General features: G+C 56.4%; 24 protein-coding genes. 11 read left to right on the top strand and 13 right to left on the bottom strand.

The genetic code is table 11. From position 1 onward, the window contains the following. Nucleotides 1-81 precede the first annotated feature (81 nt). Together ACT3RT_RS21550 and ACT3RT_RS21545 are read left to right on the top strand one after the other, a co-directional pair. Nucleotides 82-1,437 carry a 2-hydroxycarboxylate transporter family protein gene (locus ACT3RT_RS21550; RefSeq protein WP_496203720.1) on the top strand — a complete coding sequence of 452 codons (1,356 nt, stop codon included), beginning with the start codon at nt 82-84 and terminating at the stop codon, nt 1,435-1,437. Nucleotides 1,438-1,574: 137 nt separating this feature from the next. Then, nucleotides 1,575-3,215 carry an ABC1 kinase family protein gene (locus ACT3RT_RS21545; RefSeq protein ID WP_496203719.1) on the top strand — a complete coding sequence of 547 codons (1,641 nt, stop codon included), beginning with the start codon at nt 1,575-1,577 and terminating at the stop codon, nt 3,213-3,215. On the opposite strand, the gene nrdF is transcribed toward ACT3RT_RS21545, so the two are convergent. The 5 genes from nrdF to ACT3RT_RS21520 form a co-directional block, all read right to left on the bottom strand. Further along, nucleotides 3,212-4,195, bottom strand: coding sequence for a class 1b ribonucleoside-diphosphate reductase subunit beta (gene nrdF / locus ACT3RT_RS21540; RefSeq protein ID WP_034792655.1), 984 nt, complete (start codon nt 4,193-4,195; stop codon nt 3,212-3,214). The genes ACT3RT_RS21545 and nrdF overlap by 4 nt on opposite strands. Before the next feature lie 20 nt (nt 4,196-4,215). Then, a complete protein-coding gene (nrdE, locus tag ACT3RT_RS21535; RefSeq protein ID WP_486031371.1) occupies nt 4,216-6,378 on the bottom strand; it encodes a class 1b ribonucleoside-diphosphate reductase subunit alpha in 2,163 nt (720 codons plus the stop codon). Next, on the bottom strand, nt 6,360-6,764 hold the full coding sequence (gene nrdI / locus ACT3RT_RS21530; protein WP_034792650.1) for a class Ib ribonucleoside-diphosphate reductase assembly flavoprotein NrdI: 405 nt from the start codon (nt 6,762-6,764) through the stop codon (nt 6,360-6,362). Before nrdI ends, nrdE begins: the two co-directional genes overlap by 19 nt. Before the next feature lie 10 nt (nt 6,765-6,774). Continuing rightward, on the bottom strand, nt 6,775-7,014 hold the full coding sequence (gene nrdH / locus ACT3RT_RS21525; RefSeq protein WP_100937547.1) for a glutaredoxin-like protein NrdH: 240 nt from the start codon (nt 7,012-7,014) through the stop codon (nt 6,775-6,777). Between the two features lie 257 nt (nt 7,015-7,271). Then, complete coding sequence (locus tag ACT3RT_RS21520; RefSeq protein ID WP_396131201.1) at nt 7,272-7,703, bottom strand: carboxymuconolactone decarboxylase family protein; 432 nt, start codon at nt 7,701-7,703, stop codon at nt 7,272-7,274. Nucleotides 7,704-7,794: 91 nt separating this feature from the next. Here ACT3RT_RS21520 and pdxR point away from each other — a divergent pair, with 91 nt between their 5' ends. Then, nucleotides 7,795-9,255, top strand: a complete 1,461-nt coding sequence (gene pdxR, locus ACT3RT_RS21515) for a MocR-like pyridoxine biosynthesis transcription factor PdxR (RefSeq protein WP_485903467.1) — start codon at nt 7,795-7,797, stop codon at nt 9,253-9,255. 260 nt (nt 9,256-9,515) lie between these two features. On the opposite strand, the gene ACT3RT_RS21510 is transcribed toward pdxR, so the two are convergent. Beyond that, a complete protein-coding gene (locus ACT3RT_RS21510) occupies nt 9,516-9,824 on the bottom strand; it encodes a DUF883 family protein (RefSeq protein ID WP_034792638.1) in 309 nt (102 codons plus the stop codon). A 280-nt stretch (nt 9,825-10,104) separates the two neighbouring features. On the opposite strand from ACT3RT_RS21510, the gene ACT3RT_RS21505 reads away from it, so the two are divergent. Together ACT3RT_RS21505 and ACT3RT_RS21500 are read left to right on the top strand one after the other, a co-directional pair. Beyond that, nucleotides 10,105-11,301 carry an MFS transporter gene (locus tag ACT3RT_RS21505; RefSeq protein WP_496203718.1) on the top strand — a complete coding sequence of 399 codons (1,197 nt, stop codon included), beginning with the start codon at nt 10,105-10,107 and terminating at the stop codon, nt 11,299-11,301. 148 nt (nt 11,302-11,449) lie between these two features. Further along, on the top strand, nt 11,450-11,785 hold the full coding sequence (locus tag ACT3RT_RS21500) for a DUF2002 family protein (RefSeq protein WP_034792632.1): 336 nt from the start codon (nt 11,450-11,452) through the stop codon (nt 11,783-11,785). 66 nt (nt 11,786-11,851) lie between these two features. On the opposite strand, the gene ACT3RT_RS21495 is transcribed toward ACT3RT_RS21500, so the two are convergent. Then, a complete protein-coding gene (locus ACT3RT_RS21495; RefSeq protein WP_353503204.1) occupies nt 11,852-12,739 on the bottom strand; it encodes an AraC family transcriptional regulator in 888 nt (295 codons plus the stop codon). A 135-nt stretch (nt 12,740-12,874) separates the two neighbouring features. Continuing rightward, entirely contained in the window at nt 12,875-13,315 is a 441-nt protein-coding gene (locus tag ACT3RT_RS21490; protein ID WP_034792620.1) for a DUF1198 domain-containing protein, read from the bottom strand. Nucleotides 13,316-13,522: 207 nt separating this feature from the next. Between ACT3RT_RS21490 and ACT3RT_RS21485 the strand changes: the two genes are divergently transcribed. After that, nucleotides 13,523-14,044, top strand: a complete 522-nt coding sequence (locus ACT3RT_RS21485; protein ID WP_496203717.1) for a class IV adenylate cyclase — start codon at nt 13,523-13,525, stop codon at nt 14,042-14,044. Here the strand turns inward: ACT3RT_RS21485 and ACT3RT_RS21480 are convergent. Next, nucleotides 14,041-15,360, bottom strand: a complete 1,320-nt coding sequence (locus ACT3RT_RS21480) for a lysine N(6)-hydroxylase/L-ornithine N(5)-oxygenase family protein (protein ID WP_496203716.1) — start codon at nt 15,358-15,360, stop codon at nt 14,041-14,043. The genes ACT3RT_RS21485 and ACT3RT_RS21480 overlap by 4 nt on opposite strands. Before the next feature lie 89 nt (nt 15,361-15,449). Between ACT3RT_RS21480 and ACT3RT_RS21475 the strand changes: the two genes are divergently transcribed. Next, the gene (locus tag ACT3RT_RS21475; protein WP_496203715.1) at nt 15,450-16,331 is read left to right on the top strand and encodes a PhzF family phenazine biosynthesis protein; all 882 of its coding nucleotides are present in this window, start codon (nt 15,450-15,452) and stop codon (nt 16,329-16,331) included. Between the two features lie 17 nt (nt 16,332-16,348). Here ACT3RT_RS21475 and ACT3RT_RS21470 read toward each other — a convergent pair whose 3' ends face one another. Continuing rightward, on the bottom strand, nt 16,349-17,218 hold the full coding sequence (locus ACT3RT_RS21470) for a LysR family transcriptional regulator (RefSeq protein ID WP_396131194.1): 870 nt from the start codon (nt 17,216-17,218) through the stop codon (nt 16,349-16,351). Nucleotides 17,219-17,423: 205 nt separating this feature from the next. Between ACT3RT_RS21470 and ACT3RT_RS21465 the strand changes: the two genes are divergently transcribed. The 3 genes from ACT3RT_RS21465 (at nt 17,424) to ada (ending at nt 20,677) form a co-directional block, all read left to right on the top strand. Then, the gene (locus ACT3RT_RS21465; protein ID WP_496203714.1) at nt 17,424-18,611 is read left to right on the top strand and encodes a M20 family metallopeptidase; all 1,188 of its coding nucleotides are present in this window, start codon (nt 17,424-17,426) and stop codon (nt 18,609-18,611) included. Between the two features lie 21 nt (nt 18,612-18,632). After that, complete coding sequence (locus ACT3RT_RS21460) at nt 18,633-19,424, top strand: transporter substrate-binding domain-containing protein (protein ID WP_485903482.1); 792 nt, start codon at nt 18,633-18,635, stop codon at nt 19,422-19,424. Between the two features lie 170 nt (nt 19,425-19,594). Then, entirely contained in the window at nt 19,595-20,677 is a 1,083-nt protein-coding gene (ada, locus tag ACT3RT_RS21455) for a bifunctional DNA-binding transcriptional regulator/O6-methylguanine-DNA methyltransferase Ada (RefSeq protein ID WP_496203713.1), read from the top strand. On the opposite strand, the gene fos is transcribed toward ada, so the two are convergent. Continuing rightward, on the bottom strand, nt 20,664-21,074 hold the full coding sequence (fos, locus tag ACT3RT_RS21450; protein WP_485903485.1) for a fosfomycin resistance glutathione transferase: 411 nt from the start codon (nt 21,072-21,074) through the stop codon (nt 20,664-20,666). The two genes, ada and fos, sit on opposite strands and share 14 nt — an antisense overlap. Nucleotides 21,075-21,169: 95 nt before the next feature. On the opposite strand from fos, the gene ACT3RT_RS21445 reads away from it, so the two are divergent. Further along, nucleotides 21,170-21,706, top strand: a complete 537-nt coding sequence (locus ACT3RT_RS21445; RefSeq protein WP_496203712.1) for a GNAT family N-acetyltransferase — start codon at nt 21,170-21,172, stop codon at nt 21,704-21,706. Between the two features lie 5 nt (nt 21,707-21,711). Here ACT3RT_RS21445 and ACT3RT_RS21440 read toward each other — a convergent pair whose 3' ends face one another. Further along, complete coding sequence (locus ACT3RT_RS21440; RefSeq protein WP_353503193.1) at nt 21,712-22,416, bottom strand: GNAT family N-acetyltransferase; 705 nt, start codon at nt 22,414-22,416, stop codon at nt 21,712-21,714. Nucleotides 22,417-22,584: 168 nt separating this feature from the next. Then, nucleotides 22,585-23,373 carry an ABC transporter substrate-binding protein gene (locus ACT3RT_RS21435; protein ID WP_496203711.1) on the bottom strand — a complete coding sequence of 263 codons (789 nt, stop codon included), beginning with the start codon at nt 23,371-23,373 and terminating at the stop codon, nt 22,585-22,587. Between the last annotated feature and the right edge of the window lie 143 nt (nt 23,374-23,516).

Raw genomic sequence — 23,516 nt, 5'->3', positions numbered from 1 at the left:
TTTGAACAGCCTCACAACGATGCGGGGTCGCTATTTTCTATCCTCATTACTAATGAAGTTTTAAAGTATGAGGAAAGTATTATGAGCACCACTGATGATTCCTACGTTGTTGTGAAAAAGAAGGAAACCCCGGCCGTTTCTGCCAAGGAGCGCTGGTGGCATATCTTGGATAACTACAAGATAGGGATCATTCCGCTGCCTTTCTTCCTGCTGGCGGGGGTGCTGATTCTGCTCGACTGCCTGAATGGCAAACTGCCGAGCGACATCGTGGTGATGGTGGCGACGCTGGCCTTCTTCGGCTTTGCCTGCGGCGAGTTCGGCAAACGCCTGCCTATCATCGGCAAGCTGGGCGCAGCGGCAATCTGCGCCACCTTTATTCCTTCCGCGCTGGTGCACTATGGCCTGCTGCCGGACGTGGTGGTCGACTCGACGGTCAAATTCTATAAATCCACCAATATTCTCTATCTCTACATCTGCTGCATTATTGTCGGCAGCATCATGAGCATGAACCGTCAGGTGCTGATTCAGGGCTTCCTGCGGATCTTCATCCCAATGCTGTGTGGCGAAATCGTCGGCATGGTGGCGGGGCTGGCGATGGGCATGGCACTTGGCCTGCCGCCGTTCCAGACCTTCTTCTTCCTTATTCTGCCGATCATGGCCGGTGGCGTGGGCGAAGGTGCTATCCCGCTGTCGATGGGTTATGCGACCATTCTGCACATGGAGCAGGGCGTGGCGCTGGGCCGCATTCTGCCTATCGTGATGCTGGGTGGTTTGACCGCTATCGTGCTGGCGGGCGTGCTGAACCAAATCGGTAAACGCTATCCGCACCTCACTGGCGAAGGCCAGCTGATGCCAGCGAAAAATGGCCTGATCGGCCACTGTTTGGAAGAGTTCAAAGGCAAGCCGGACGTCAACGCGCTGGCCTGCGGCGCGCTGCTGGCGGTGCTGCTGTACATGGTGGGGATGCTGGGTCAGCGCCTGATTGGCCTGCCAGCGCCGGTCGGCATGCTGTTCGCGGCGGTGGTGGTCAAACTGCTGAACGGCGTGTCACCGACCATTCAACAAGGGTCGATGACGGTGTACAAATTCTTCCGCACGGCGGTGACTTACCCGGTGCTGTTCGCGGTGGGCGTGGCTATCACCCCTTGGCAGGAGCTGGTTAACGCCTTCACCATTTCGAACCTGTGCGTGATTGTGACCACGGTCTGCGCGCTGGTCGGCACAGGCTATTTTGTCGGCAAGAAAATCGGCATGCACCCTATCGACGTGGCTATTGTTTCTTGCTGCCAGAGCGGGCAGGGCGGCACCGGCGACGTGGCTATCCTGACCTCCGGCAATCGCATGGCGCTGATGCCCTTCGCGCAAATTGCCACCCGCATCGGTGGCGCGATCAACGTGTCGGTTGGCCTGCTGGTCTTGGCGAAATTCTTCGCCTGATTGCTCCTTGTGCGTCACCAAGGCCCGGTTAATCACCGGGCCTTTTTCGTTTTAGCATTTCGGCGTTTATGCCACGCGGTGCGCTACAATGAGAGTATGAAATTTGCCGCAACCACACTTCAGGGACGGAGCTGTATATGTTGAAAATGATGTACGTGACGGTGCGCGACCGCGCCAGACTCAAGCAGATCACCGAGGTGCTGATCCGCTACGGTTTGCAGGATTTGCTCGCCATCGTAGGGCTAGGCGGGTTGGTGAAATCGCGCCTGGCCGCCAATGATGAGGCTGATATCCAGACTATGCCGCAGAGGCTGCGCGCCGCGCTGGAGGCCCTCGGACCGACCTTTGTGAAGTTCGGCCAGATACTGGCGACGCGCTCCGACCTGCTCGACCAGCGTTGGATTGATGAGCTGGATAAGTTGCACAGTCAGGCGCAGTTTCTACCGTGGGAAGCTATTCGCGATCAGGTGAGTCGCGACTTAGGCGGCGACCCGCAGCAGGTTTTCGCCGAGTTTGATTTAGAACCTTTGGCGGCGGCCTCCATGGCGCAAATCTACCGAGCCCGGCTGCACAGTGGCGAAGAGGTGGTGGTTAAAGTTCTGCGGCCTGAGCTGGAGAAAACCATTCAGGCCGACCTGCGCCTGCTGGCCTATCTGGCGGATACCGCCGCCGAGCAAAGCCCGATGATGGCGCGTTTCCGCCCGCAGCAGATTGTCAGGACGCTGGAGATTGCCCTCAACCACGAATTAGATCTCAGCCACGAAGGCTACAACTGTCGGCAGATCGGCGACTATTTCCGCGATCGGCCGGAGATCGTCATTCCCAAAATTTACACCCAATTCTCTTCCCCGCGCCTGCTGGTGCAGCAATATTTGCCCGGCGTTTCGCCTTCTAATCAGGCCGATTTGATCGCCGCAGGCTTTGATCGCCCGCTGCTGGCGCGGCGTGGGGCCATCGCCTTTATGAAAATGGTGCTGGATCTGCGCCTCTACCATGCCGATCCCCATCCGGGGAACCTGATGGCGCTGGAGGGGGATAAAGTCGGTTTTATCGATTTCGGTATGGTCGGCAGCCTCTCCGAGCGGCGGCGCAACCAGCTGCTGCTGTTGCTGCACGCGCTGGTGGAGCGCGACACGGCGGGGATCGTCAACACGCTGGTGGCCTGGACCGACACCGACGCGGTGGATTTGATGGACCTAGAGCTGGCGGCGCAGAACTTCTTTGACCGGCAGCTTTCTGCCCCGATGACCCTCGGCGGCGCGTTAACCGATTTCCTGCTGATGGCCCGCGAGCATCAGCTGATCCTGCCCTCCGATCTGGTGCTGCTGTTTAAGGCGCTGATCACCGCCGACGGCGTGCTGCACCGGCTGGATCCGCAGTTTGATATTGTCGCCACGCTGCGCCCGATGCTGGAAAAAATGATGCTGCAGCGCTTCTCGCCGGAGGCGACGCGCCAGCGTCTGGTGAACTTGGGGATTGAAGCCGTGGAGGCCAGCGAGGAGCTGCCGCAAACCCTGCGGCTGATCACCCAGCGGCTGAAAAGCGGCAGGCTGCACGCCGGAGTGGAGATCAAAAACCTCAGTGAGCTGAGCCGTTCGCTGGAACGCGCGGCTATTACGCTGGCGATAGCCATTGTGACTGCCGCCTTCGCGCTGGGGATCGCGCCGTACTTGATGAATTCGACCGTCAATCTATGGGGAATTCCGTTGTTCCCACTGTTGGGAACAACGGTTTGTATCGCGGGGTTGGTGCTGCTGGTGCTAAGACTGCGGCGTTAGAAGTCCCAGTCTTCGTCTTCGGTATTCACCGCCGTGCCAATCACGTAGGACGAGCCGGAGCCGGAGAAGAAGTCGTGGTTTTCATCGGCGTTCGGCGACAGGGCTGACAAGATAGCCGGGTTGACGTCCGCCATGCTGGCCGGGAACAGGGCTTCATAACCCAGATTCATCAGCGCCTTATTGGCGTTATAGTGCAGGAACTTCTTCACGTCCTCGCTCCAGCCCACGTCGTCATACAACTCTTCGGTATAGCGAATTTCGTTGTCGTACAGATCCTGAATCAGATCAAACGCCTGCGCTTTGATCTGCCGCTGGCGCTCTTCGCTTTCCAAAGCCAAGGCCTTCTGGAACTTATAACCAATGTAATAGCCGTGCACGGCCTCATCGCGAATGATCAGGCGGATCAGATCGGCGGTGTTGGTCAGCTTGGCGCGGCTGGACCAGTACATCGGCAGATAGAAGCCGGAGTAGAACAGGAAAGATTCGAGGAACACGCTGGCGACTTTCTTCATCAGCGGATCTTGCCCGTCATAATAGGAGAGAATGATCGCCGCCTTGTTTTGCAGCGCGACGTTCTCTTCGCTCCAGCGATAAGCTTCGTCAACGTCCGACGTGGCGCACAGCGTTGAGAAAATCGAGCTGTACGAGCGGGCGTGTACCGCCTCCATAAAGCAGATATTGGAGTAAACCGCCTCTTCGTGTGGCGTGACCGCGTCTTTCATCAAGGTCGGCGCGCCCACCACGTTTTGCACCGTGTCGAGCAGCGTCAGGCCGGTAAATACGCGGATAGTCAGCTGCTTCTCTTTTGGACTCAGCGTGGCCCAAGAGGGAATGTCATTGGACAGCGGCACCTTCTCCGGTAGCCAGAAGTTGGAGGTCAGACGATTCCACACCTCCAAATCTTTATCATCCTGAATCTTGTTCCAGTTGATGGCTTTGCTAATTGGCTGCGGAACTAATAATTGTTTTACTGCGCTCATTTTTAAGTCCTTTCAATCGATCACAGTGTGCAAGACACGCAACCCTGAACTTCAGTCCCGGCCAGCGCCATCTGGCGCAGACGGATGTAATAGATGGTTTTGATGCCTTTACGCCAGGCGTAAATCTGCGCTTTGTTGATGTCGCGCGTGGTGGCGGTGTCGCGGAAGAACAGCGTCAGCGACAGCCCCTGATCCACATGCTGCGTGGCTTCGGCATAGGTATCGATGATCTTTTCCGGCCCAATCTCATAGGCATCCTGATAGTAATCAAGGTTGTCATTGGTCATAAACGCTGCCGGATAGTAGACGCGGCCAATCTTGCCCTCTTTGCGGATCTCCACCCGTGAAACAATCGGGTGAATGCTTGAGGTCGAGTTATTGATGTAAGAAATAGATCCGGTCGGCGGCACCGCCTGTAAGTTCTGGTTGTACAGCCCGTGCTGCATCACCGAGGCCTTCAGCGCTGCCCAGTCTTGGGTCGTTGGGATGTGAATTCCCGCCTCGCTAAACAGCTCGCGCACGCGCTCGGTTTTCGGCTGCCACTTGTCGGCCTGGGCTTCATCGACATATTTGTCGAAGTAGCTGCCGCTGGCGTAGGTCGAATCCTCAAAGCCTTTGAAACGCTGGTTGCGCTCAATCGCCAGCTGGTTGGAGGCGCGCACGGCGTGATAAGCCACGCTGTAGAAATAGATATTGGTGAAGTCCAAACCGGCTTCTGAACCATAGTAAATGCGTTCGCGACACAGGTAGCCGTGCAGGTTCATCTGCCCAAGGCCGATGGCGTGGGAGTCCTGATTGCCCTGATCGATAGAGGGCACCGAGCGGATGTTGCTCATGTCGGAGACCGCCGTCAGCGCGCGGATAGCCATTTCTACCGTGTTGCCGAAGTCCGGCGAGTCCATCGCCGAGGCGATATTCAGCGAGCCGAGATTACAGGAGATATCTTTCCCCACCTGCTGATAAGAGAGATCTTCGCCATAAACGGTCGGCGTGTTGACCTGCAAAATCTCCGAGCAGAGGTTACTCATGTTGATGCGACCCTTGATCGGGTTCGCGCGGTTCACCGTGTCTTCAAACATCATGTACGGATAACCGGACTCAAACTGAATCTCTGCCAGAATCTGGAAGAACTCGCGGGCGTTGATCTTGGTTTTATGGATGCGCTTGTCGTTAACCATTTCACGGTATTTCTCCGTGATGCTGATTTCAGACATCGGCACGCCGTAGACCTTCTCCACGTGATACGGCGAGAACAGGTACATATCTTCATTGTTCTTCGCCAGCTCAAAGGTGATATCCGGGATCACTACGCCAAGAGAGAGGGTTTTGATGCGGATCTTCTCGTCGGCGTTTTCGCGCTTGGTATCAAGGAAACGCAGGATGTCCGGGTGGTGCGCGTTGAGATACACCGCGCCCGCGCCCTGACGCGCGCCAAGCTGGTTGGCGTAGGAGAAGGCGTCTTCCAGCATCTTCATAATAGGAATGACGCCGGATGACTGGTTCTCAATGCGTTTAATCGGCGCGCCGACTTCACGGATGTTGGTCAGCATAAAGGCCACGCCGCCGCCGCGTTTGGACAGTTGCAGCGCCGAGTTCACCGAGCGACCAATCGACTCCATGTTGTCTTCGATGCGCAGCAGGAAGCAGGAGACCAGCTCGCCGCGCTGCTTTTTGCCGCAGTTGAGGAAAGTGGGCGTGGCAGGCTGGAAGCGGCCAGAGATGATCTCATCCACAAAGTGCCCGGCGAGGGCGATATCGCCCTGAGCCAGCGTCAGCGCCACCATGCACACGCGGTCTTCGTAACGCTCAAGATAGCGTTTGCCGTCGAAGGTTTTCAGCGTGTAGCTGGTGTAATACTTGAAGGCCCCCAGAAAGGTCTGGAAGCGGAATTTTTTGGCATAAGCCTGTTTAAACAAACGCTTAATGTCTTCGAAGGCGTACTGATCCAGCACCTGCGCTTCGTAATAACCTTCTTCCACCAGATAACGCAGCTTTTCCGCCAAATTGTGGAAAAACACCGTGTTTTGATTCACGTGCTGCAGGAAGTACTGGCGCGCCGCAAGCCTGTCTTTGTCGAATTGGATACGGCCTTCGGCATCGAACAGATTCAACATCGCGTTCAGAGCGTGATAGTCCGGGCTGCTGGTGTCTGCCTCGGTAAGACTCATTTCTGTCGTTGCCAAAATTCAGTAACTCCCTGTGTAACCTTTGCAACGTCTTCCGGCGTACCCAGTAATTCAAAGCGATACAGGTAAGGCACCTGACACTTTTGGGCGATGATGTCACCGGCAATACAATACGCTGCGCCGAAATTAGTGTTTCCGGCGGCGATAACGCCGCGGATAAGTGAACGATTGTGTTCGTCGTTCAGAAAACGAATGACCTGCGTGGGCACTGCGCCCTTGGCTGAGCCGCCGCCGTAACTCGGCACCACCAGAATGTAGGGCTGAGTGACGCGTAACTTCTCTGGCTGGCGGTCAATCGGAATTCGAATCGCCGGCAGACCTGTTCTACCGACGAAACGATGAGTGTTCTCTGAACTACTGGAAAAATAGACCAACGGATTCATCCGCCTGGCCTCAGAACGCGGTTTGCAGTTGGCGCAATTCGCTGATTTTGTCTGGGCGGAAGCCAGACCAGTGATCGTCACCGGCCACGATCACCGGCACTTGCTGATAACCCATGGCGCGAACCTGGCCCAGTGCTTGCGCATCCTGCGTTAAGTCGATGACTTGGTAGGCAATGCCTTGCTTATCTAAAGCGCGGTAGGTGGCGTTGCATTGGACACAGTCTGGCTTGCTGTAAATAATAATGCTCATGATTCGTATTCCCATCCATAATGAAATCAGAGACAATTTTTGCCCGGTCGCTGTGGCGATGGCTTCAGCAGTTAGGGGGCGCGGGTGTCGGTGCTTTAGTAGCGTCCCGACGAATTGAATACTAGATGTGGTGATTTAAATTATCAACCATACAATATGTAGATATTTTAATTTTGCTTATTGCAAAAATGACAAAGCCCGCTGGGTGCGGGCTGAAGAGGGTGAGATTATTTTTTAAGCAGAGATTAACGGGTCATTTATTGACGCATCCCCACCGCAAGACGGTTAAACGCATTCATCAGACCAATAGCAAAAGTCAATTCAGAGATTTCAACGTCGCTAAATTGCGCCTTTAATGGCTCATAATCGCTATCCGCTGCGCCGGTGGCAGCAATCAGCGTCAGGCTCTCTGCCCATGCCAGCGCCGCGCGCTCCTGTTCGGAATAGGCGTGGCTGACACGCCATCCCGCCAGTTGATCCAATTTTCCCTGTGGGTATTCCGCCTTGCGCAGCGCCTTCGCGTGCATATCCAGACAGTAGGCGCAGCCGTTGATTTGCGATACGCGCAGGAACACCAGCTCAATGATGATGTTGTCCAACGGGCCTTTCTCCAGCGCGCCAAGGGCGGCTTTCATCGGTTCCATCACGCTGGCGGACAGTTGGTAGTAAGGCAGGCGAAGCTGGGTCATGTTGATCTCCTCTTGGGTTGATAAGAGATACTTTAGCCGCTGCATGGACTATACTACAGAGCCATAAAATCACTTTTTGATAGGGCCATGAATGTCCGCGTTTTCGGCTTCCTTCCAGCTCGATCCCCAGCTCTCCGCGCCACTCTATCGGCAGATTTATCAGCGCTTTAAGCAGGCCATTATGCAGAATCAGCTACAGGCCGGAGAGCGCGTGCCCTCGGCGCGCAGCCTGGCGAGCGAGCTGGGCGTCGCCCGCGCCACGGTGGATAACGCCTACGGCCTGCTGATGGCGGAAGGCTTTTTGCAGAGCCGCGGACAGGCGGGGACGCGCGTCAGCCTGTCGCTGCCGACCCTTTCCTCCTTACCGGAGCGCGTCCCCGAGCCGCCGCGCTTTACGGTTAACCCGATGTTGCCCAACAGCCGGCCTTTTCCTCTGGAACTTGGCCTGCCCGCGCTTGACGCTTTCCCGCGCGCTATCTGGTCGCGCATCGTGGCGCGGCAAATTCGCCATACGCGAATCGAGGATCTCGGCCACGCGCCGCTCAACGGCGATGCCGCTCTGCGCCATGAAGTAGCGGCCTACTTGCAGTTGTCGCGCGGCTTCTCTTGCCGACCGGAGCAGGTTTTCATCTGTTCGGGCTACGCGGCTGTGCTGGATTTAGTGATAGGTAGCCTAATGCAGCCGCAGGATGGCGTTTGGCTGGAAGATCCCGGTTATCCGGTGACGCAGGCCTTTTTCCGCGCGGCGGGCGCCACGCCGATGGGCATCCCGGTGGACGGCGAGGGGATGGACATCGACCACGCCGTTCAGCACTTCCCGCAGGCGAAATTTGCCGTGGTCACCCCCGCGCACCAAAGCCCAATGGGCGTATCACTCAGCCTGTCGCGGCGCATGGCGCTGCTCGACTGGGCCGCCAGCCGTGAGGCGTGGATCATCGAAGACGACTATGACAGTGAGTTTCGCTATCAGGGCCAGCCGCTGCCGTCGCTGAAAAGCCTCGATGCTCGGGGGCGGGTGATTTACGCCGGGACCTTTAGCAAGGTGATGTTCCCCGCGTTGCGCCTCGGCTATGTGGTGGTGCCGGAAAAGCTGGTGGATAAGGTCAGTGATTATTGCCATTTGCGCGGCTGTGCCAGCCCGAGGCTGATGCAAACCGGCGTGGCTGAGTTTATCGCGCAGGGCCATTTTTATCGCCATCTCAAGCGTATGCGCCAGCTGTACGTCGAGCGCCGGGCCTTTTTGACTCAGGCGCTGGCGGCGCGTTTTCCACGCGACCAGCTGTGGGTTAATCCACAGGCCGGGGGGATCCAGCTGTGCGCCAATTTGGCCGCCAGCTTCGACGATGCTGCCATTGCGCGCCACGCCCGCTCGCAGGGGCTGGCCATTCAGGCGCTGTCAGATTGGCAAGTGGAGCCGAGGAAGAAGGGCGATGCGCAAAGGCCAAATGGCTTACTGATGGGCTTTCCCAATATTCTCAATCAACAGCAGGCCGACAAGCTGGTCGATAAATTAGCGGCGATTTTGATTGAGAGCGCGGAGAGGTTCCCCTAAATAATTCGAATGGATGGAAGGCGGCAAACGAAGGAATCCCGATGAGCTGACATGTGTCAGTGATTCGGGTGATTGAGTGAAGCCAACGCATCAGCCATTTGAAGTATGACGGGGAAATAGAAAACGGGGCCAATATTAAATTAGCCCCGCTTCTAAGCGGAATAATGAGGGGGTCAACTTCCGCTCAGGTGCTGGTACCCGACACAGGAATTAGCACCTGTCCTACTTACTACTCAGGTTACTTCTGCTTACCGAGGCGCTTAGCGGCGACCCAGTAAAACACCGAGCACGATACCTACGGCGGCACCGACACCGACGCCGTGCCACGGATTATCTTTCACGTAGTTGGTCGCCTGATTAGCCGCGTCAATCGCGTGCTGCTTAATGTTGCTGTTGCCGTTAAAGCGGGCACGAGCATCGCGTAAAACGCCTTCGGCTTTGCCGCGAATTTTTTCCAGCTCATCTTTCGATTTAGCGCCCGAAGATTGCAGCACCTCGTCAAGGGTATCGGCCAGCAGAGTTACATCCTCATTAATGTCTCGTTCTACTTTTTCTGATTTCTTAAACATTTGGCTCTCCTTGTTTGAACTGTACTTTAAGCATAGTCCAAAATGCTGCGATGGAAGGATCCATAGGGGAATCACCCGCGATTTTCGGCGATATTAGCGGTTCTGACTATGAAGCGGCACCAGTCCCCACGCGGCTTAGCGTGACGTGGCTCAGACTTTTCTGTAAGTGGAGAAAGGTTTTACAGCAGATAACATTTTTCCCCGGCAATTAGATTTCTACTTCTGCCAAACCTGTTTATCCTATAAATATTCAATCTGTGATCTCCGTTCGGGTTCTCCCATGTCAGTAAGTACGCTGCGCACCAATCTGCAATTAAATAAACGCATTTTGTCATTCATGATATTCACCTTTGTTTGCTATCTGACCATCGGCTTGCCGCTGGCGGTGCTGCCGGGCTTTGTGCATAACACGCTGGGTTTTAACTCGGTATTGGCTGGGCTAATTATCAGCGTGCAGTACTTCGCAACGCTCATCAGCCGCCCGCACGCCGGGCGCTATGCCGACCAGCTCGGGCCGAAAAAGGTGGTGCTGTTTGGCCTGACTTGCTGTGGTATCAGCGGCGTGTTCTACATGTTGGCGGTGCTGCTGGCGGGATATCCGCTGGTCAGCCTGCTGATGCTGTGCGTCGGCCGCCTGTTCTTGGGCGTGGGCGAAAGCTTTGCCAGCACCGGCACCACCCTGTGGGGTATTGGCGCGGTAGGAGCTATGCACACGGCGCGGGTGATTTCATGGAACGGCGTCGCCACCTACGGCGCGATGGCGGTGGGCGCGCCGCTGGGCGTGATGCTCAATGCGCATTTTGGCCTGACCGGCGTCGCGGTGCTGCTGGTGTTGTCCGTGCTGCTGGCCCTCTGGCTGGCGAGCCGTAAGCAGGATATTTCTGTTACGACGGGTAAGAGGATTGCGTTCAAAGCCGTGCTGGGGCGCATGTGGTTGCACGGTTTGGGCCTTGGCTTCGGTACCGTGGGTTTCGGGGTGATCGCCACCTTCATCACTCTCTACTACGCGGAGAAGAACTGGAGCGGCGCGGCTTTCACCCTGACCCTGTTCAGTCTGGGCTTTGTGGGCATTCGCCTAATTCTTGCTAATACTATTAACCGCTTCGGCGGCCTGCGCGTGGCGCTGGCCTCCTTCCTGTTCGAAGCTCTGGGCCTGCTGATGATTTGGCTCGGCACTGACCCTATCACCGTTCAGCTGGGCGCATTGCTGACCGGCTGCGGCTTCTCGCTTATCTTCCCGGCCCTCGGCGTCGAGGCGGTGAAGCAGGTGCCGCCACAGAATCAGGGCACCGCGCTGGGGACATATTCGGCGTTTCTCGACCTCGGCTTGGGGCTGACCGGGCCGATTGCTGGCCTGCTGATCGCGCACGCGGGCACCTCGTCTATCTATCTGGCGGCGGCAATCATGGTGGTGTTGGCATGGTTAATGACGCTGCGCCTGTGGGCCAATGCCAAAGCGGCCCCGCCTTCGGCTTGAGGGTGAAAAAACATAGTGTAAAACCCCGAGAATTTATCTTTATTGGCTTTAGATAAATCCTAAAGAGGCCAAATCTCGGGATAAAGTGGTTATTCAGGCGGATGAATACGGTAAGGTCGCTCTGCGGTTAAAGAAGCGAGGAGCAACCATGTATTTACGGCCAGATGAAGTGGCGCGCGTTTTAGAAAATTCAGGTTTTGAGCGCGATTTTGTTGATGATAAAGCCTACGGTTACCACCGGGGTGAGCACTACGTGTATGTGAACCGGGAAGCGCGGTTTGGTCGGACTGCCCTGGTGATACATCCGGCGCTGAAAGAGCGCAGTGAACGTTTCGCCGAGCCAACGGCCTCTTTTCGCAGTAGTCAGGTTTACACCCGTTTCCCGCTGGACGTCGCCAGTGAAAACGAAGCCTATTACGGCATCTGCCACGGTTTCAGCTCACGCCAAATTTTGGCGAGTTATCTCGAAAACGTCTTCCGCTAAGGCGGTCGAAAAGAAAATAGCGCTGAAAATTCAGCGCTATTTTTTTGCCTATGATTGGGCGAACGGCTATTTCAGCGGCAGCAGAATGTCAGTTTGCTGGGTGTGCTCCGGCAACTCTTGGTCAAGCTGCAAATAGCGGAAATAGACTGGGAAATCGCGCAGCTCTTCACCACTTTGCGGCAGCCACTGGCGATACAGGTTGTAGACCGTTTCACTGATGCGATCGTATGAACCCACGTGGCGCACCACGGCGCAGCGGCCGCCGGGCAGGGTTTTACTGATAACTCCCTGCGAATTAGCCGGGACTTTGCCCTGCGCCTGCGGGTTGAGTTCGCCACAAATGTCAAAGCGAAACTCCTCGCCCGGAGTGACCAGCGGGTCGTTATAAGGCACGCCGTAGGTGCCTTGCGTTGTGTAATCTGACAGCCCCGAGGCTTTGCGCCACTCAATAAAGGTCGCCACCGAGTTGCTGACCCGCATTGGATCGCCGTGGTGCTCCAGCACCGCCACCGGTATCGGCTCAACTTCAATAATTTTTACGTCCATCTTCTCCATCCTCTTCTGGGTTTCCATGCCGGGAAACTGGAAATGTTTATGCCAGTCCATCCATACGGGTGCCTTGCGGAACTCGCTGGGGGTCAGGCCAAAGGTATGCTTGAAGGCGCGGGAAAAGGACTCCGGGTTTTCAAAACCGGCATCTAACGCAATATCAATAATCTTGTCCGGCGACTGCTGAACCAGCCGGTACGAGGCGCGCTTGAGGCGCATCAGCGTGATATAGCGGCTGACGCTCACCCCGCAGAACTGGCTGAACTGGCGATGAAAGTGGAACCGCGAGAAGCAGGCTACTTCGCTGAGCTGTTCAACCGTCAGCGCGCTGTCCAGATGCTGTTCAATAAAATCAAATACCTGCTCGAAACGCCGGGCGTAATCATCAAATTTGTCGTTATTCATTTTCCCTCTCTTCAAGACACCACTTTGCCAGCGGCGGGAGGAGTCATCCTGACTGAGATTGCTCTTTTCAGTGCCAGAAACAAAAACGGCCCATATAAGGGGCCGTTTCGCGCTGCACTAACCCAGAGTCAGGCTTCAGACTAAGTGGATCTGATTATAGGTTTCATTGTACTGACGGCGGAACTGCGCCAACTCGAACGGTTCGATATCCAACTCGGAGAAGTAGAACAGCGCCAGCTCGGCATGCTCGCTGGAGAGCTGCGGCGGCAGGTGCGCGCGGATCAGAATTTCGCGCCATTTGATCACGTTTTCTTCCGAAGCGTCTTTAATAAAGGTGTGGTAAATAAACACCACATAGGCCGCCTTGCGGATCTCTTCGGCATAGCCGCCGCTGATGGAGCGGGTAAACATCTGGCTCTGGCGCTTGCCCATTTCTAACAGCATGGAATCGATATAAACCGGCTTAATTTTTAGCAGGCTGGCAAGGGAGTCATTCGCCTTACGGGTATCTGCGGTCATGAACCAATAGCCAACGATAAACACGACAACAACTGCAGCTAACATAATCCATATCATTCTGGACGCTGGCCTCCGGCCTTTGACTGACGTAATGAGAAAGGTGCGCGACACCCGATAGTGCGAGTTTATCTGGTTATTACCTGAAAAGCTTAAGGAGAAAACCAAGAATTTGCGCCGCGTCGATTAACCCTGCGGATGTCACGGTGGTTTCATCATGATAGGGTAAAACGTCTAACTTTTATGGACTGTTTTTAAGGAGAGGGCATGGCCAGAAATGTTGAAATAAAAGCCAGAATTGATGATTTTTCAGCGATGTATGAAAAGCTCGCCCTACTGGCTGAGGGATTGCCGACGCTGATTGATCAAGATGATACTTTCTTTGTTTGCCCGCACGGTCGCCTCAAGCTGCGCACCTTCTCAGCGGATCGCGGTGAGCTGATCTTCTACCAGCGGCCGGATCAGTCCGGGCCGAAAACCAGTTTCTACACCCTGACCGAAACCGCCGATCCCGGCGGGCTACGCCATACCCTGACGCAGGCCTACGGCGCGGCCGGGCGGGTTATCAAGCAGCGCACTTTATTTATGATTGGTCAGACGCGGCTGCATTTGGATCGCGTTAAGCACCTCGGTGACTATCTGGAGTTTGAAGTGGTGTTGGCCGACCACGAAACCCAAGAGCAGGGCGTGGCCATTGCCGAAGATCTGCTGGAAAAGCTGCACATAGACCGTCAGGAGTTAATCGATCAGGCCTATGTGGATCTGCTAAAAGCCAAAGGCCGGCACTAGTTGCCGCTCCACCACTGCACCAGCGACGGGCCGGGGCTGAGGTCGTAATGCGCCTCGCCCAGCAGGTGGTTGAGGATCTTCGCCGAGCGCCACGCGGTGAGGGTTAGCTGGCCTTCGGCGCTGCCGTGGCTATGGATCCCGGCGTTTACCGCGTAAATGCGGTTGTTGGCCGGGCCTTCCCATTGCAGGTTGAAATTAGGCCGCAGCGGCAGGTGCTGCTCGCGGTCATAGGGAATGCGATCCAGCAGCGGCGCGAGGTAGTCCGGCAGGGCCGGGCGGTAGCCAGTAGCCAGAATCACCACGTCAGCGTCGAAATGCTCCTCGACATTTTCCAGCCCGTGCAAGGCCTGGAGGCGATAGCTGCCGTCGGCCTGCTGGCGGATAGCGTCCAGCGCGCGGTGTGGGAACAGGCGCACATTGCGCGGCTGATGCAGCACGTCAAACTTGTGGTAAAGCTGCTTATAGATGGCTTCCAGCGTGTGGTAGCTGATGCCGTCGGAAGGCAGTTTCTGGGTTTGAATCTCCCGCTCGCGGATCTCTTCCGGCAGGGTGTAGAAGTAATCCACGTATTCCGGTGTGAAATACTCATTGGTGAAAATCGACTCATCCAGCGGCTGGAAGTTGGGGCGGCGCGACAGCCAGCTCAGCTCGGCGAACTCCCCCCAGTGGCCGTCGAGGGCGTTGAGCACGATGTCTGCGCCGCTCTGGCCGCCGCCAACAATCATCACTCTTTTGCCGGTAAAATCATGCTCGCGCAGCTCAATCTCGGCGGCGTGAAAACACTGTTTGCCCAGCGCCGCGCGGGCGCTTTTCGGCACCCAGGGCGCGTGGCCGGTGCCCAGACAGATGTTGCGCGCCCGGTGATCGCCCTGCGGGGTGTGCACCACAAATTCCTCGGCGTCGTCGTCAAAGTCGATGGCGTCCACTGGCTGGGAGAAATGCAGATTGTCGATGCGATCGCAGGCCCACTGAAGGTAGTCTGAGAACTCATCGCGGCTGATGATCAGCTGCTCGGTGGCGAGGAAGCGATAAATTTTCTTCTGCTCCACCAGATAATTGATAAATGAGAATTCGCTGCGCGGCGCGACGGTGGTCACCAGATCCTGCAACACGTAGGTCTGCATGGTGGCCGTCGGCAGTAACATGCCGGGGTGCCAGCGGAAGGCGTCATTGGCATCGAAAAAATGGCTGGTCACTTTGCCGGAATCTTTTGCCAGCGCCGCCAGACTCAGGTTGAAAGGCCCAATCCCGACCCCTATCAGGTCAACTGCTGTACTCTTTTCACTGTTTTTAGACATAAATGGCATGGTGGACATACAAGTCTCTTTTGACTTTCGGATGCAGTAATCATAGAACACTGCTTTGAATGTGGATTTTTAATCGCTGAAATTAGACAGGATCTCTCATGACCCGCACACGCCGTTTTAAGCAAGTAGATGTATTTACTGCTGTTCCACTCAAAGGCAACCCGCTGGCTGTTATCTTCGACGCCGACGACCTGAGTGATGAACAAATGAGCGCCATGGCGCGCTGGACCAATCTTTCGGAAACCACTTTTGTGCTTAAACCGACCGACCCGGCGGCGGATTATCGGGTGCGTATTTTCACCCCGGACACGGAGTTCCAGTTCGCGGGCCACCCGACCTTGGGCACGGCGCACTCGCTGCTGGAGGCGGGATTGAAGCCAAAAAACGCGGGTCATTTGATTCAGGAGTGCGGCGTCGGGCTGGTGCCGGTCAAGATGCTGGAAGAGGGCGGTTTGGCCTTCCGCGCGCCCCCTGCCAGCCTGTCAGCGCTGGCGGCAGAGCACCTGCCGCTGCTGGATAAAGCCTTAAAAGGGGCGAAACGCCAGCAGGATGCCGTGCCGGTGGCGGTCAGCATGGGGTTGGGTTGGCTGGTGGTGCGTATGGAGAGTGCCAAAGCCTGTCTCGCCGCGCAGTTTGACGCGGAGGCCTTGCAAGAGATCGTACATAAGTCAGAGATGCACGGTTTGGCGATCTTCGGCCTGCATGACCAGGACGGCCCGGCGGATTATGAGCTGCGTGCTTTGATTATCGAGCAGGGCGTGCTGATTGAAGACCCGGTGACTGGCAGCGCCAACGCCTGTCTGGCGCGGGTGCTGAAGTCTCAGGGCTTCCCGGACGGAGCGCAAACCGGCGAACGCTATCAGGTGCGTCAGGGCACCATTCGCCAGCGCGAAGGCTGCGTGGCGGTGGAGTACATCGACGGTGAGCCTTGGATTGGCGGCAATACCTGCACGCTGATTGACGGCACCGTGACCCTCTAAATTTTAGTTGCTGTGAATCAATTTCTCGCCTCGTCGTGCAGCGCCATTTGCATCAAATGGATAAACGGCTGCATCACCGGCGAGGTGTCCAAATTATGGCGGTGAAGCAGCCAGGTTCGGTTCTTCACCGTTTTGCCATCGACCGTGATCGGGCGGCGATAAAGGTGCTCGGCCAGAGGTAAGTAGCTGGCGACAATGGCATAACCCAGCCCGTGCTCGACCATCGCCAGACAAACCTCCAGCTTATCGACCTCCATCGCAATGTTCGGCGCATGGGAGAAATTGGCGTTCCACCAACGCTCAATCAGTTGGGTGACGTGCGCGCCGTGGTGGATTTTTATCTGCGGCATTTGCGGCAATAAAGAGAAGTCGAAATCCTGTCGGTTCACTAAAAAATAGTCGTCCTCCTCCACCAAATGTTTGCCCTCTTTCCAGCTAAAGTCGTCCTTCACCAGCGCCATGTCGATTTCGTTTCGCAGCAGCTTTTGGAAGATCTGTTCGCTAAAGCCACTCATCACGTGAACGCGAATGCCGGGATGGGTTTGCTGAAACTGTTTGAGCAGGGCGGGCAGGCGATAAGCCGCGTAGTTGCTGGAGACGCCGAGGGTGATCTCCCCCTGCTGGCCGCGCTCCATGCTGTGCAGGGTGATTTTCAACTGCTGCAAATCCGCCAGCACCTTCAGAGCGTGCTGGGCGAGATACTCCCCCTGCGCGGTAAACACCAGCCCCTTTTGCCCTTCGGCGAACAGCCGAATCGCCAACTTGCGCTCAATTTGCCGCAGGCGATAACTCAGCGCGGGCTGCGAGGTGTAAAGCTGCTCGGCGGCGCGGGTGATATTTTTATGTTGATAGACCGCCCTAAGAATCAGCCAATCTTTTTCATTCATTGCCGCCCCGTTCCCCGTTTGTTGATGAAATGCCTCAGCCATAAAATAATTTTTGGCTAATAAGCGCAACAGATAAAAAGGCTCAATTGGACGCTTTCGGCAAAAAGCCCTATTTCTGAGGGTGTTCGTCCTGCTCTGCGAAGCATGTCCATGGCGGCGGGCGAAAATAATTTTTGGTTTTTTGCACCACGGCAGGGAAAACAACATGGCTTTTTGCACCATAACAGAACATAAAAATCGCGTGATTGGCGCGGTTGACCAGCTTTCGGATGAGGTAACGCTGCTGGCGCTAAACCTGCATGCCAATCCTGAATTGAGCTTTGAAGAGGTGAAGTCCGCCGCCGCGCTGATTGCGCCGCTGCGCGCCGCTGGTTTTAGCATTGAAGAGGGCATTGGCGACCTGCCGACGGCGTTTCGCGCCACTTTCGACAGCGGCAGGCCCGGCCCGACCCTTGCACTTTTAGCCGAATATGACGCGCTGGAAGGTCTGGGCCACGCCTGCGGCCACAACCTGATTGGCACGGCGTCAATCACCGCCGCACTGGCCTTAAAAGCCTGCGGCGAAGCCCTGACCGGCAAGCTGGAAGTGATTGGTACACCCGCAGAAGAAGAGGGCGGCGGCAAAATTATTCTGGCAAACCTGGGCTATTTCGACCACGTGGACGCCGTGATGATGTTCCACCCGCGAGATAAAACCATGGTGACGCGTGGCGGCCTGGCCTGTGTCGATGCCACCTTTAAATTTTACGGCAAGGCGGCCCACGCGGCGTCGGCGCCGCAAAACGGTATCAGCGCGCTGGACGCGGTGATTCACACTTTCGTCGGCATTAACGCCCTGCGCCAGCTGTTCACCGATGACGTCCGCGTCCACGGCATCATCACCAACGGCGGCAGCGCCACCAATATCGTTCCGGCCTATGCCGAGGCGAAATTCCTGATGCGCGCCAACACCGTCAAAGGGCTGGCTATCGTCAAACAGAAAGCGTTTGCCGCCGCACAAGGGGCGGCCGACATGAGCGGCGCGCGGCTGGAAATCGAAGAAGGGCTGACCTACGCCGAGCGCAACAACAATCAGACGCTGGCCGTTTTCTTCCAACAAAACCTGGAGATACTGGGTGTGGAAGTGGTGCCACCGCCACTCAGCGGCGGCATTGGTTCCTCTGATATCGGCAACGTCAGCCAGATCACAGCGGCCATCCACCCTTATCTGCGCATTGGCGATGTGCTGCCGCACACCCCGGAATTTGCCGAAGCCGCGGGCTCTCCGGCCGGGCTGCAAACCATGTTACAGGCCGCCAAGGCGCTGGCGATGACCGCGATCGACTTGTATCAGGACCCGGCGATGCTCAGAGCGGTGCGCGAAGAGTTTTCACAGTGGCATTCACAGCGATAACCTTGGGAAAGAGAGAACATAATGATGAGAAAAACACTGGTTTTGGCGGCTTTCGGCCTGATGATGAGCAGCATGGCGCACGCCGAAGGTGAGACGCTGCGCGTCGGCGCGGATCTGGCTTTCCCGCCTTTTCAGTTCCGTGATGCCAGCGGCAACCCGAGCGGCTTTGAAATTGACGTCACCAACGCCATTTGCAAGGCGGTTAACGTCAAATGCGAATACGTGGTGAGCAGCTTCGATGCCGAGATCCCCTCGCTGATGGCGAAAAAGGTCGATTTCATCTCGCCACAGGGCGCGACGGAAAAGCGCCGTAAAGTGATTGATTTCAGCGACTTCGTGTTCCACATCCCGACCAAACTGGTGGCCCCAAAAGGCAGCCCGCTGCTGCCAACGCCGGAGTCTCTCAAAGGCAAGCGCGTGGCGGTGCAGCAAGGGTCGATTCAGGAGATGTATGCCAATACTTTCTGGCTGCCGAAAGGGGTAGACGTGGTGGCTTACGCCGATCAGGACACCATCTATCAGGACCTGATTGCAGGCCGCCTTGATGCCTCGCTCAGCCCCGGCGTGGCGGTGACCTTTGGCTTCCTCAACAAGCCGGAAGGCAAAGACTTCGCCCTGACCGGCCCGGAAGTGCGTGACGACAAGCTGTTCAGCATCGGCTCCGCCTACGGCCTGCGCAAAGGCGATGACAAGGTAAAAGCCTTGCTCAACCAAGGGCTGGCGAAAATCATCGCCGACGGCACCTGGGAGAAAATCAAAACGCACTACTTTGGCAATTTAGAAATGGCGGTAAAACGCCCGGCAGGCCAGTAAGCTTCACCCCAACAGCCCTGATATCAGGGCTGTCGGATGACAGACATAATGACGAGCAGCCTCGACCCGTGCAGAATGAAAAAGCAAGAGTCGGAGGGGAGGAGAAAGCTCGTGGCGCTAGACTGGCCTTACTGAATGCGCTTCACTCCGCCTAACAAGAGAGGTCTGTTATGTCAGCCAATCCGAAACATGATGTGCAAAACGATCCGCGCTGGCAGGCGGTGGTGAACTGCGATGCCGCCGCCGACGGCCAGTTTGTCTATGCGGTGAAAACCACCGGCATCTACTGCGCGCCGTCTTGCGCCTCACGCCAGCCAAACCCTGAAAATGTGCAGTTCTTCAGCGACGCCGCCAGCGCCGAGCAGGCCGGGTATCGCCCTTGCAAACGCTGCCGCCAGGGTATGATCTCGCTGGCGCAGTTCCACGCCGAGCGTATTGCCCAAGCCTGCCGCCTGATAGAGCAGGCCAGCGAGCCTTATCCGTTGAAGCAGCTGGCGAGCGACGTCGGCATCAGCGCTTACCACTTCCATCGCCTGTTTAAAGCCCATACTGGCGTGACTCCCAAAGAGTATGCGCAGGCCCTGCGCGGCAAACGCCTGCAACAGAACCTGTCGCAGGATGGGCGGGTGACGGATGCGATTTACCAGTCTGGCTATGCTTCCGATGGCCGGTTTTATGAGAATGCCACGGCGACCTTAGGCATGACGCCAAAAGCTTTCAAAGACGGCGGGCGAAATGTCGAAGTGTGGTTCGCCGTCGGCCAGTGCTCTCTGGGCCATATTCTGGTGGCTGAAAGCGCGCGGGGGATTTGCGCTATTTTGCTGGGGGATGACCCGGACGCGCTGGTGCAGTCACTTCAGCAGCGTTTCCCGCACGCCGCGCTACAGGGGGCGGATGCTGAGTTTGAACAGCGGATCGCGACCATCGTCGGCTTTGTCGATGCGCCGGAAACCGGGCTGAACCTGCCGCTGGATATCCGTGGGACGGCTTTCCAGCAGCGCGTCTGGCAGGCGCTGCGCGACATTCCGCTCGGCAGCACGGCGAGCTATTCGCAAATCGCCGAGAAGATTGGCGCGCCGAAGGCCGTTCGCGCGGTGGCGGGAGCCTGCGCCGCTAACTGGCTGGCGGTGGCTATCCCTTGTCACCGGGTGGTGAAAAACGACGGCCAGCTTTCGGGTTACCGTTGGGGCGTTGAGCGCAAAAAAGCCTTGCTCGATCAAGAGCATAAAAGCCACGCGGCTAGTCGAAAATAGTCATTCCGGCATAAGGCTGGTTTCTACAGGCGGCCAGCCGATGGTGCAGGCTGCCGTCGTGGGCTTCCAGCTTATGGCCGTCCGGGTCAAGAAAATAGCAGGAGTCGCCCTGACTGCGGTTCTGCTTCCACTCAATCACGCCAGCCTCCCGCAACTTCTGCCTGAACGCCGCCATATGCTCACTGCTAATGCTGAACGCGTAGTGAGTGTATTCCTCGTGCGGCGTCGGCGGTTTGACCTGCTCCTTGCTCAGGCAGAGCCACAGGCCGGGTAGCGACAGATACGCGCCGTTGTCCCAGATGGCGTCCAGCTTAAAGCCCAGCAGATCGCGGTAAAAGGGCACGCTTCTCTCAAGATCGCGGCAAGAGAGGGTCAAATGATTGAAACCGGTGAGCATTGTTGTCTCCTTGAGTGAGGGACTCAGTCTATACTGGCGCGTTGACTTTTCGATGACGAAAGCCAAACCCAATAATAACTAAAGGATATCTTCCTGTGACGACTCTGGCTATCAGGGATGCACGAGCATCCGACGCGGCCGCACTGGCTCGCCTGCACGTGGCCGTATGGCGCGAAACTTATCGTGAATTAGCACCGGCCGAGGCGTTTGACGCACTGGATGAAGCCCGCCGTCTGGCTTTCTGGCAGGACAAATTCGCCAACCCGGCCCCAAGGCAGTTTGCTTTGCTGGCTGAGATTGACGGGCAGTTGGTGGGATTCACGCTGGCATCTGAGTCGGGCAATCCGCAGTTTGGCGAGATGGCTGAGATTAAGCTGCTGTATGTCGACACTCAATTTGCGCGTCAGGGCATTGGCCGCTGTTTATTAACGGAAATCGCCCAGCGCCTTAAAAAACATGGCTTTACCGCCGCCGGATTGGGCGTGGTGGTGGGGAATCAACCCGCCATTAACTTCTACACGGCGCTAGGGGGCCAAGAGGCCGGACGCTATACCGATTCCGGCCCTCTGTGGCTTTCCGACAATCTGATTTATGCGTGGCAAGACATCGATCAGCTGCTGCCTTCACGCTAAAACGACTATTTTCTGAAGGCTTCTAAACGCTGTTTCTGCTGGCCGTCGGCGTCGTAGTTGTCGGCGCTCAGCCACTGCTCTAATTCGGCCTTACGCGCTGGCCATTCGCTGTCCAAAATCGAGAACCACTGGGTGTCGCGGTTGCGGCCCTTGGTAACGACTGCCTGGCGGAAAGTTCCTTCGTATTCAAAACCAAATCGCTTGGCGGCGGCGCTGGAGGGCGCGTTCAGGCTATGGCATTTCCACTCGCAGCGGCGATAATTTAGGCCGTCAAACACGTATTTCAGCAGCAGATAAATGGCTTCGGTGCTGTGGCTGCTGCGTTTCATCAGCGGCGACCAGTTCACCCAGCCAATTTCAATCACGCCGTTGACCGGGTCGATGCGCATCAGCGCGACGCTGCCAATGGTGCGCTGCGTGGCGTTATCTACCACGGCGTAAAACAGTGGATCTTTACTGGCGGCGTTGGCGGCGATAAAAGTGTCGCACTCGGCCTGCGTCGCCGGGCGCTCAACGGCGAGATAGGTCCAGTCGCGGCCATCGTCGATGGCATGCCAGGCCTCAAATAGCTCTTTGCTGTGGCGCTCCACGCTCAGCGGCTCTAAATGGCAAAAACGGCCATCCAGTTGAATGCGTTGCGGAAGTTCGCGAGGTTGCCAGCCCGGCAGTTCATCGCCGACGGGTTGTCCAAAGTGGTTCAGCTGGGTCATGTCTCATTCCATTTCGTCAGTTAGTAGTAAAACCTGCGCCTATAACAGCAGAAGCATGGCTCTCCTTCAAGCCGCCGGCGTGGTTAAAACTGTTATAACTGACTTATCTGCCGCCTGCTGACAGCGCGTTTAATTTCGCTGCCAGCGGGGGAGATCAGGGGGCAGGGGTTAAGCAGAAGGTTTGTTGTTTTTAAACACGTCGAAGGTGAAGTATTTCTTCTCTAACTGCTTATAAACGCCGTTCGCATGGATCCCGGCCAGCGCCTTGTTGATGATATCCATATCCGCCTGATCGTCTTTGCGCAGCGCAATGGCCGCCCCTTCACCGAGGTACTGCGGGTCTAATACCGTTTTACCCACAAAGGCAAAATCAGCTCCGGCCTTGGTTTTCAAAAAGCCGGTTTCCGCCGCCGCGGCGTTGGTGAAGGTGGCGTCAATGCGGCCGGATTCTAAATCCAGATTCACTGCGTCCTGATTCTGGTAAGAGACCACCTGCACGCCTTTCGACTGCCATACCGCCATGGCGTAGGTTTCCTGCGTGGTGCCCTGAGATACGCCGATAACTTTGCCTTTTAAGGCTTCTGCGGTGGCATCCAACGTGCTGCCTTTCTTGGCGACTAACACGCTAGGAATGTTGTACAGCACGTCGGTGAAATTGACCTGCGCTTTGCGTTTTGGCGTGATGGCCATGGCCGACAGCACGGCATCGAACTTCTTGGCGTTTAGCGCCGGAATGATGCTGTCATAGGCCGTTTCCAACCATTCGCACTTCATGTTGGCCTGCTTACAAATGGCATTGCCCAAATCGATATCAAAACCCACCAAGGTGCCGTCAGCCGCTTTGGATTCAAAAGGCGGGAAAGAAGGGTCCACCCCAAACTTAAGCACGGTTTCCGCGTGGCTCATCGCACTAAATGAACCCAGTAACGCCAACATCACTGCACTGTATTTTTTCACGATATTTCCCCTGGAATAAGACAAGTAGTAGAACGTAAAACCCACTGATTGAATTTAAAGCAAGTTGTGTGCCGTAACCCAGAAGTATTTATCTGTGCAGTTAGTTTAGAGGGATTTGCTTAGGGAGATGTGGGGGAGGGGGA

This window comes from Ewingella sp. AOP9-I1-14 (genome assembly GCF_052375995.1).
GTDB lineage: Bacteria > Pseudomonadota > Gammaproteobacteria > Enterobacterales > Enterobacteriaceae > Ewingella > Ewingella allii.
This window is presented reverse-complemented; position numbering and strand designations above follow the sequence as displayed.

Coding starts and splice junctions, on each gene's coding strand:
- pdxR (WP_485903467.1), top strand. CDS start 7,795: ATGTCCGCGTTTTCGGCTTCCTTCCAGCTCGATCCCCAGCTCTCCGCG.
- ACT3RT_RS21470 (WP_396131194.1), bottom strand. CDS start 17,218: ATGAATGAAAAAGATTGGCTGATTCTTAGGGCGGTCTATCAACATAAA.
- nrdF (WP_034792655.1), bottom strand. CDS start 4,195: ATGAGCGCAGTAAAACAATTATTAGTTCCGCAGCCAATTAGCAAAGCC.
- ACT3RT_RS21510 (WP_034792638.1), bottom strand. CDS start 9,824: ATGTTTAAGAAATCAGAAAAAGTAGAACGAGACATTAATGAGGATGTA.
- fos (WP_485903485.1), bottom strand. CDS start 21,074: ATGCTCACCGGTTTCAATCATTTGACCCTCTCTTGCCGCGATCTTGAG.
- ACT3RT_RS21500 (WP_034792632.1), top strand. CDS start 11,450: ATGTATTTACGGCCAGATGAAGTGGCGCGCGTTTTAGAAAATTCAGGT.
- ACT3RT_RS21550 (WP_496203720.1), top strand. CDS start 82: ATGAGCACCACTGATGATTCCTACGTTGTTGTGAAAAAGAAGGAAACC.
- ACT3RT_RS21495 (WP_353503204.1), bottom strand. CDS start 12,739: ATGAATAACGACAAATTTGATGATTACGCCCGGCGTTTCGAGCAGGTA.
- ACT3RT_RS21490 (WP_034792620.1), bottom strand. CDS start 13,315: ATGATATGGATTATGTTAGCTGCAGTTGTTGTCGTGTTTATCGTTGGC.
- ACT3RT_RS21460 (WP_485903482.1), top strand. CDS start 18,633: ATGATGAGAAAAACACTGGTTTTGGCGGCTTTCGGCCTGATGATGAGC.
- ada (WP_496203713.1), top strand. CDS start 19,595: ATGTCAGCCAATCCGAAACATGATGTGCAAAACGATCCGCGCTGGCAG.
- ACT3RT_RS21480 (WP_496203716.1), bottom strand. CDS start 15,360: ATGTCCACCATGCCATTTATGTCTAAAAACAGTGAAAAGAGTACAGCA.
- ACT3RT_RS21485 (WP_496203717.1), top strand. CDS start 13,523: ATGGCCAGAAATGTTGAAATAAAAGCCAGAATTGATGATTTTTCAGCG.
- nrdH (WP_100937547.1), bottom strand. CDS start 7,014: ATGAGCATTATTATTTACAGCAAGCCAGACTGTGTCCAATGCAACGCC.
- ACT3RT_RS21520 (WP_396131201.1), bottom strand. CDS start 7,703: ATGACCCAGCTTCGCCTGCCTTACTACCAACTGTCCGCCAGCGTGATG.
- ACT3RT_RS21475 (WP_496203715.1), top strand. CDS start 15,450: ATGACCCGCACACGCCGTTTTAAGCAAGTAGATGTATTTACTGCTGTT.
- ACT3RT_RS21465 (WP_496203714.1), top strand. CDS start 17,424: ATGGCTTTTTGCACCATAACAGAACATAAAAATCGCGTGATTGGCGCG.
- nrdI (WP_034792650.1), bottom strand. CDS start 6,764: ATGAATCCGTTGGTCTATTTTTCCAGTAGTTCAGAGAACACTCATCGT.
- ACT3RT_RS21505 (WP_496203718.1), top strand. CDS start 10,105: ATGTCAGTAAGTACGCTGCGCACCAATCTGCAATTAAATAAACGCATT.
- ACT3RT_RS21440 (WP_353503193.1), bottom strand. CDS start 22,416: ATGACCCAGCTGAACCACTTTGGACAACCCGTCGGCGATGAACTGCCG.
- ACT3RT_RS21545 (WP_496203719.1), top strand. CDS start 1,575: ATGTTGAAAATGATGTACGTGACGGTGCGCGACCGCGCCAGACTCAAG.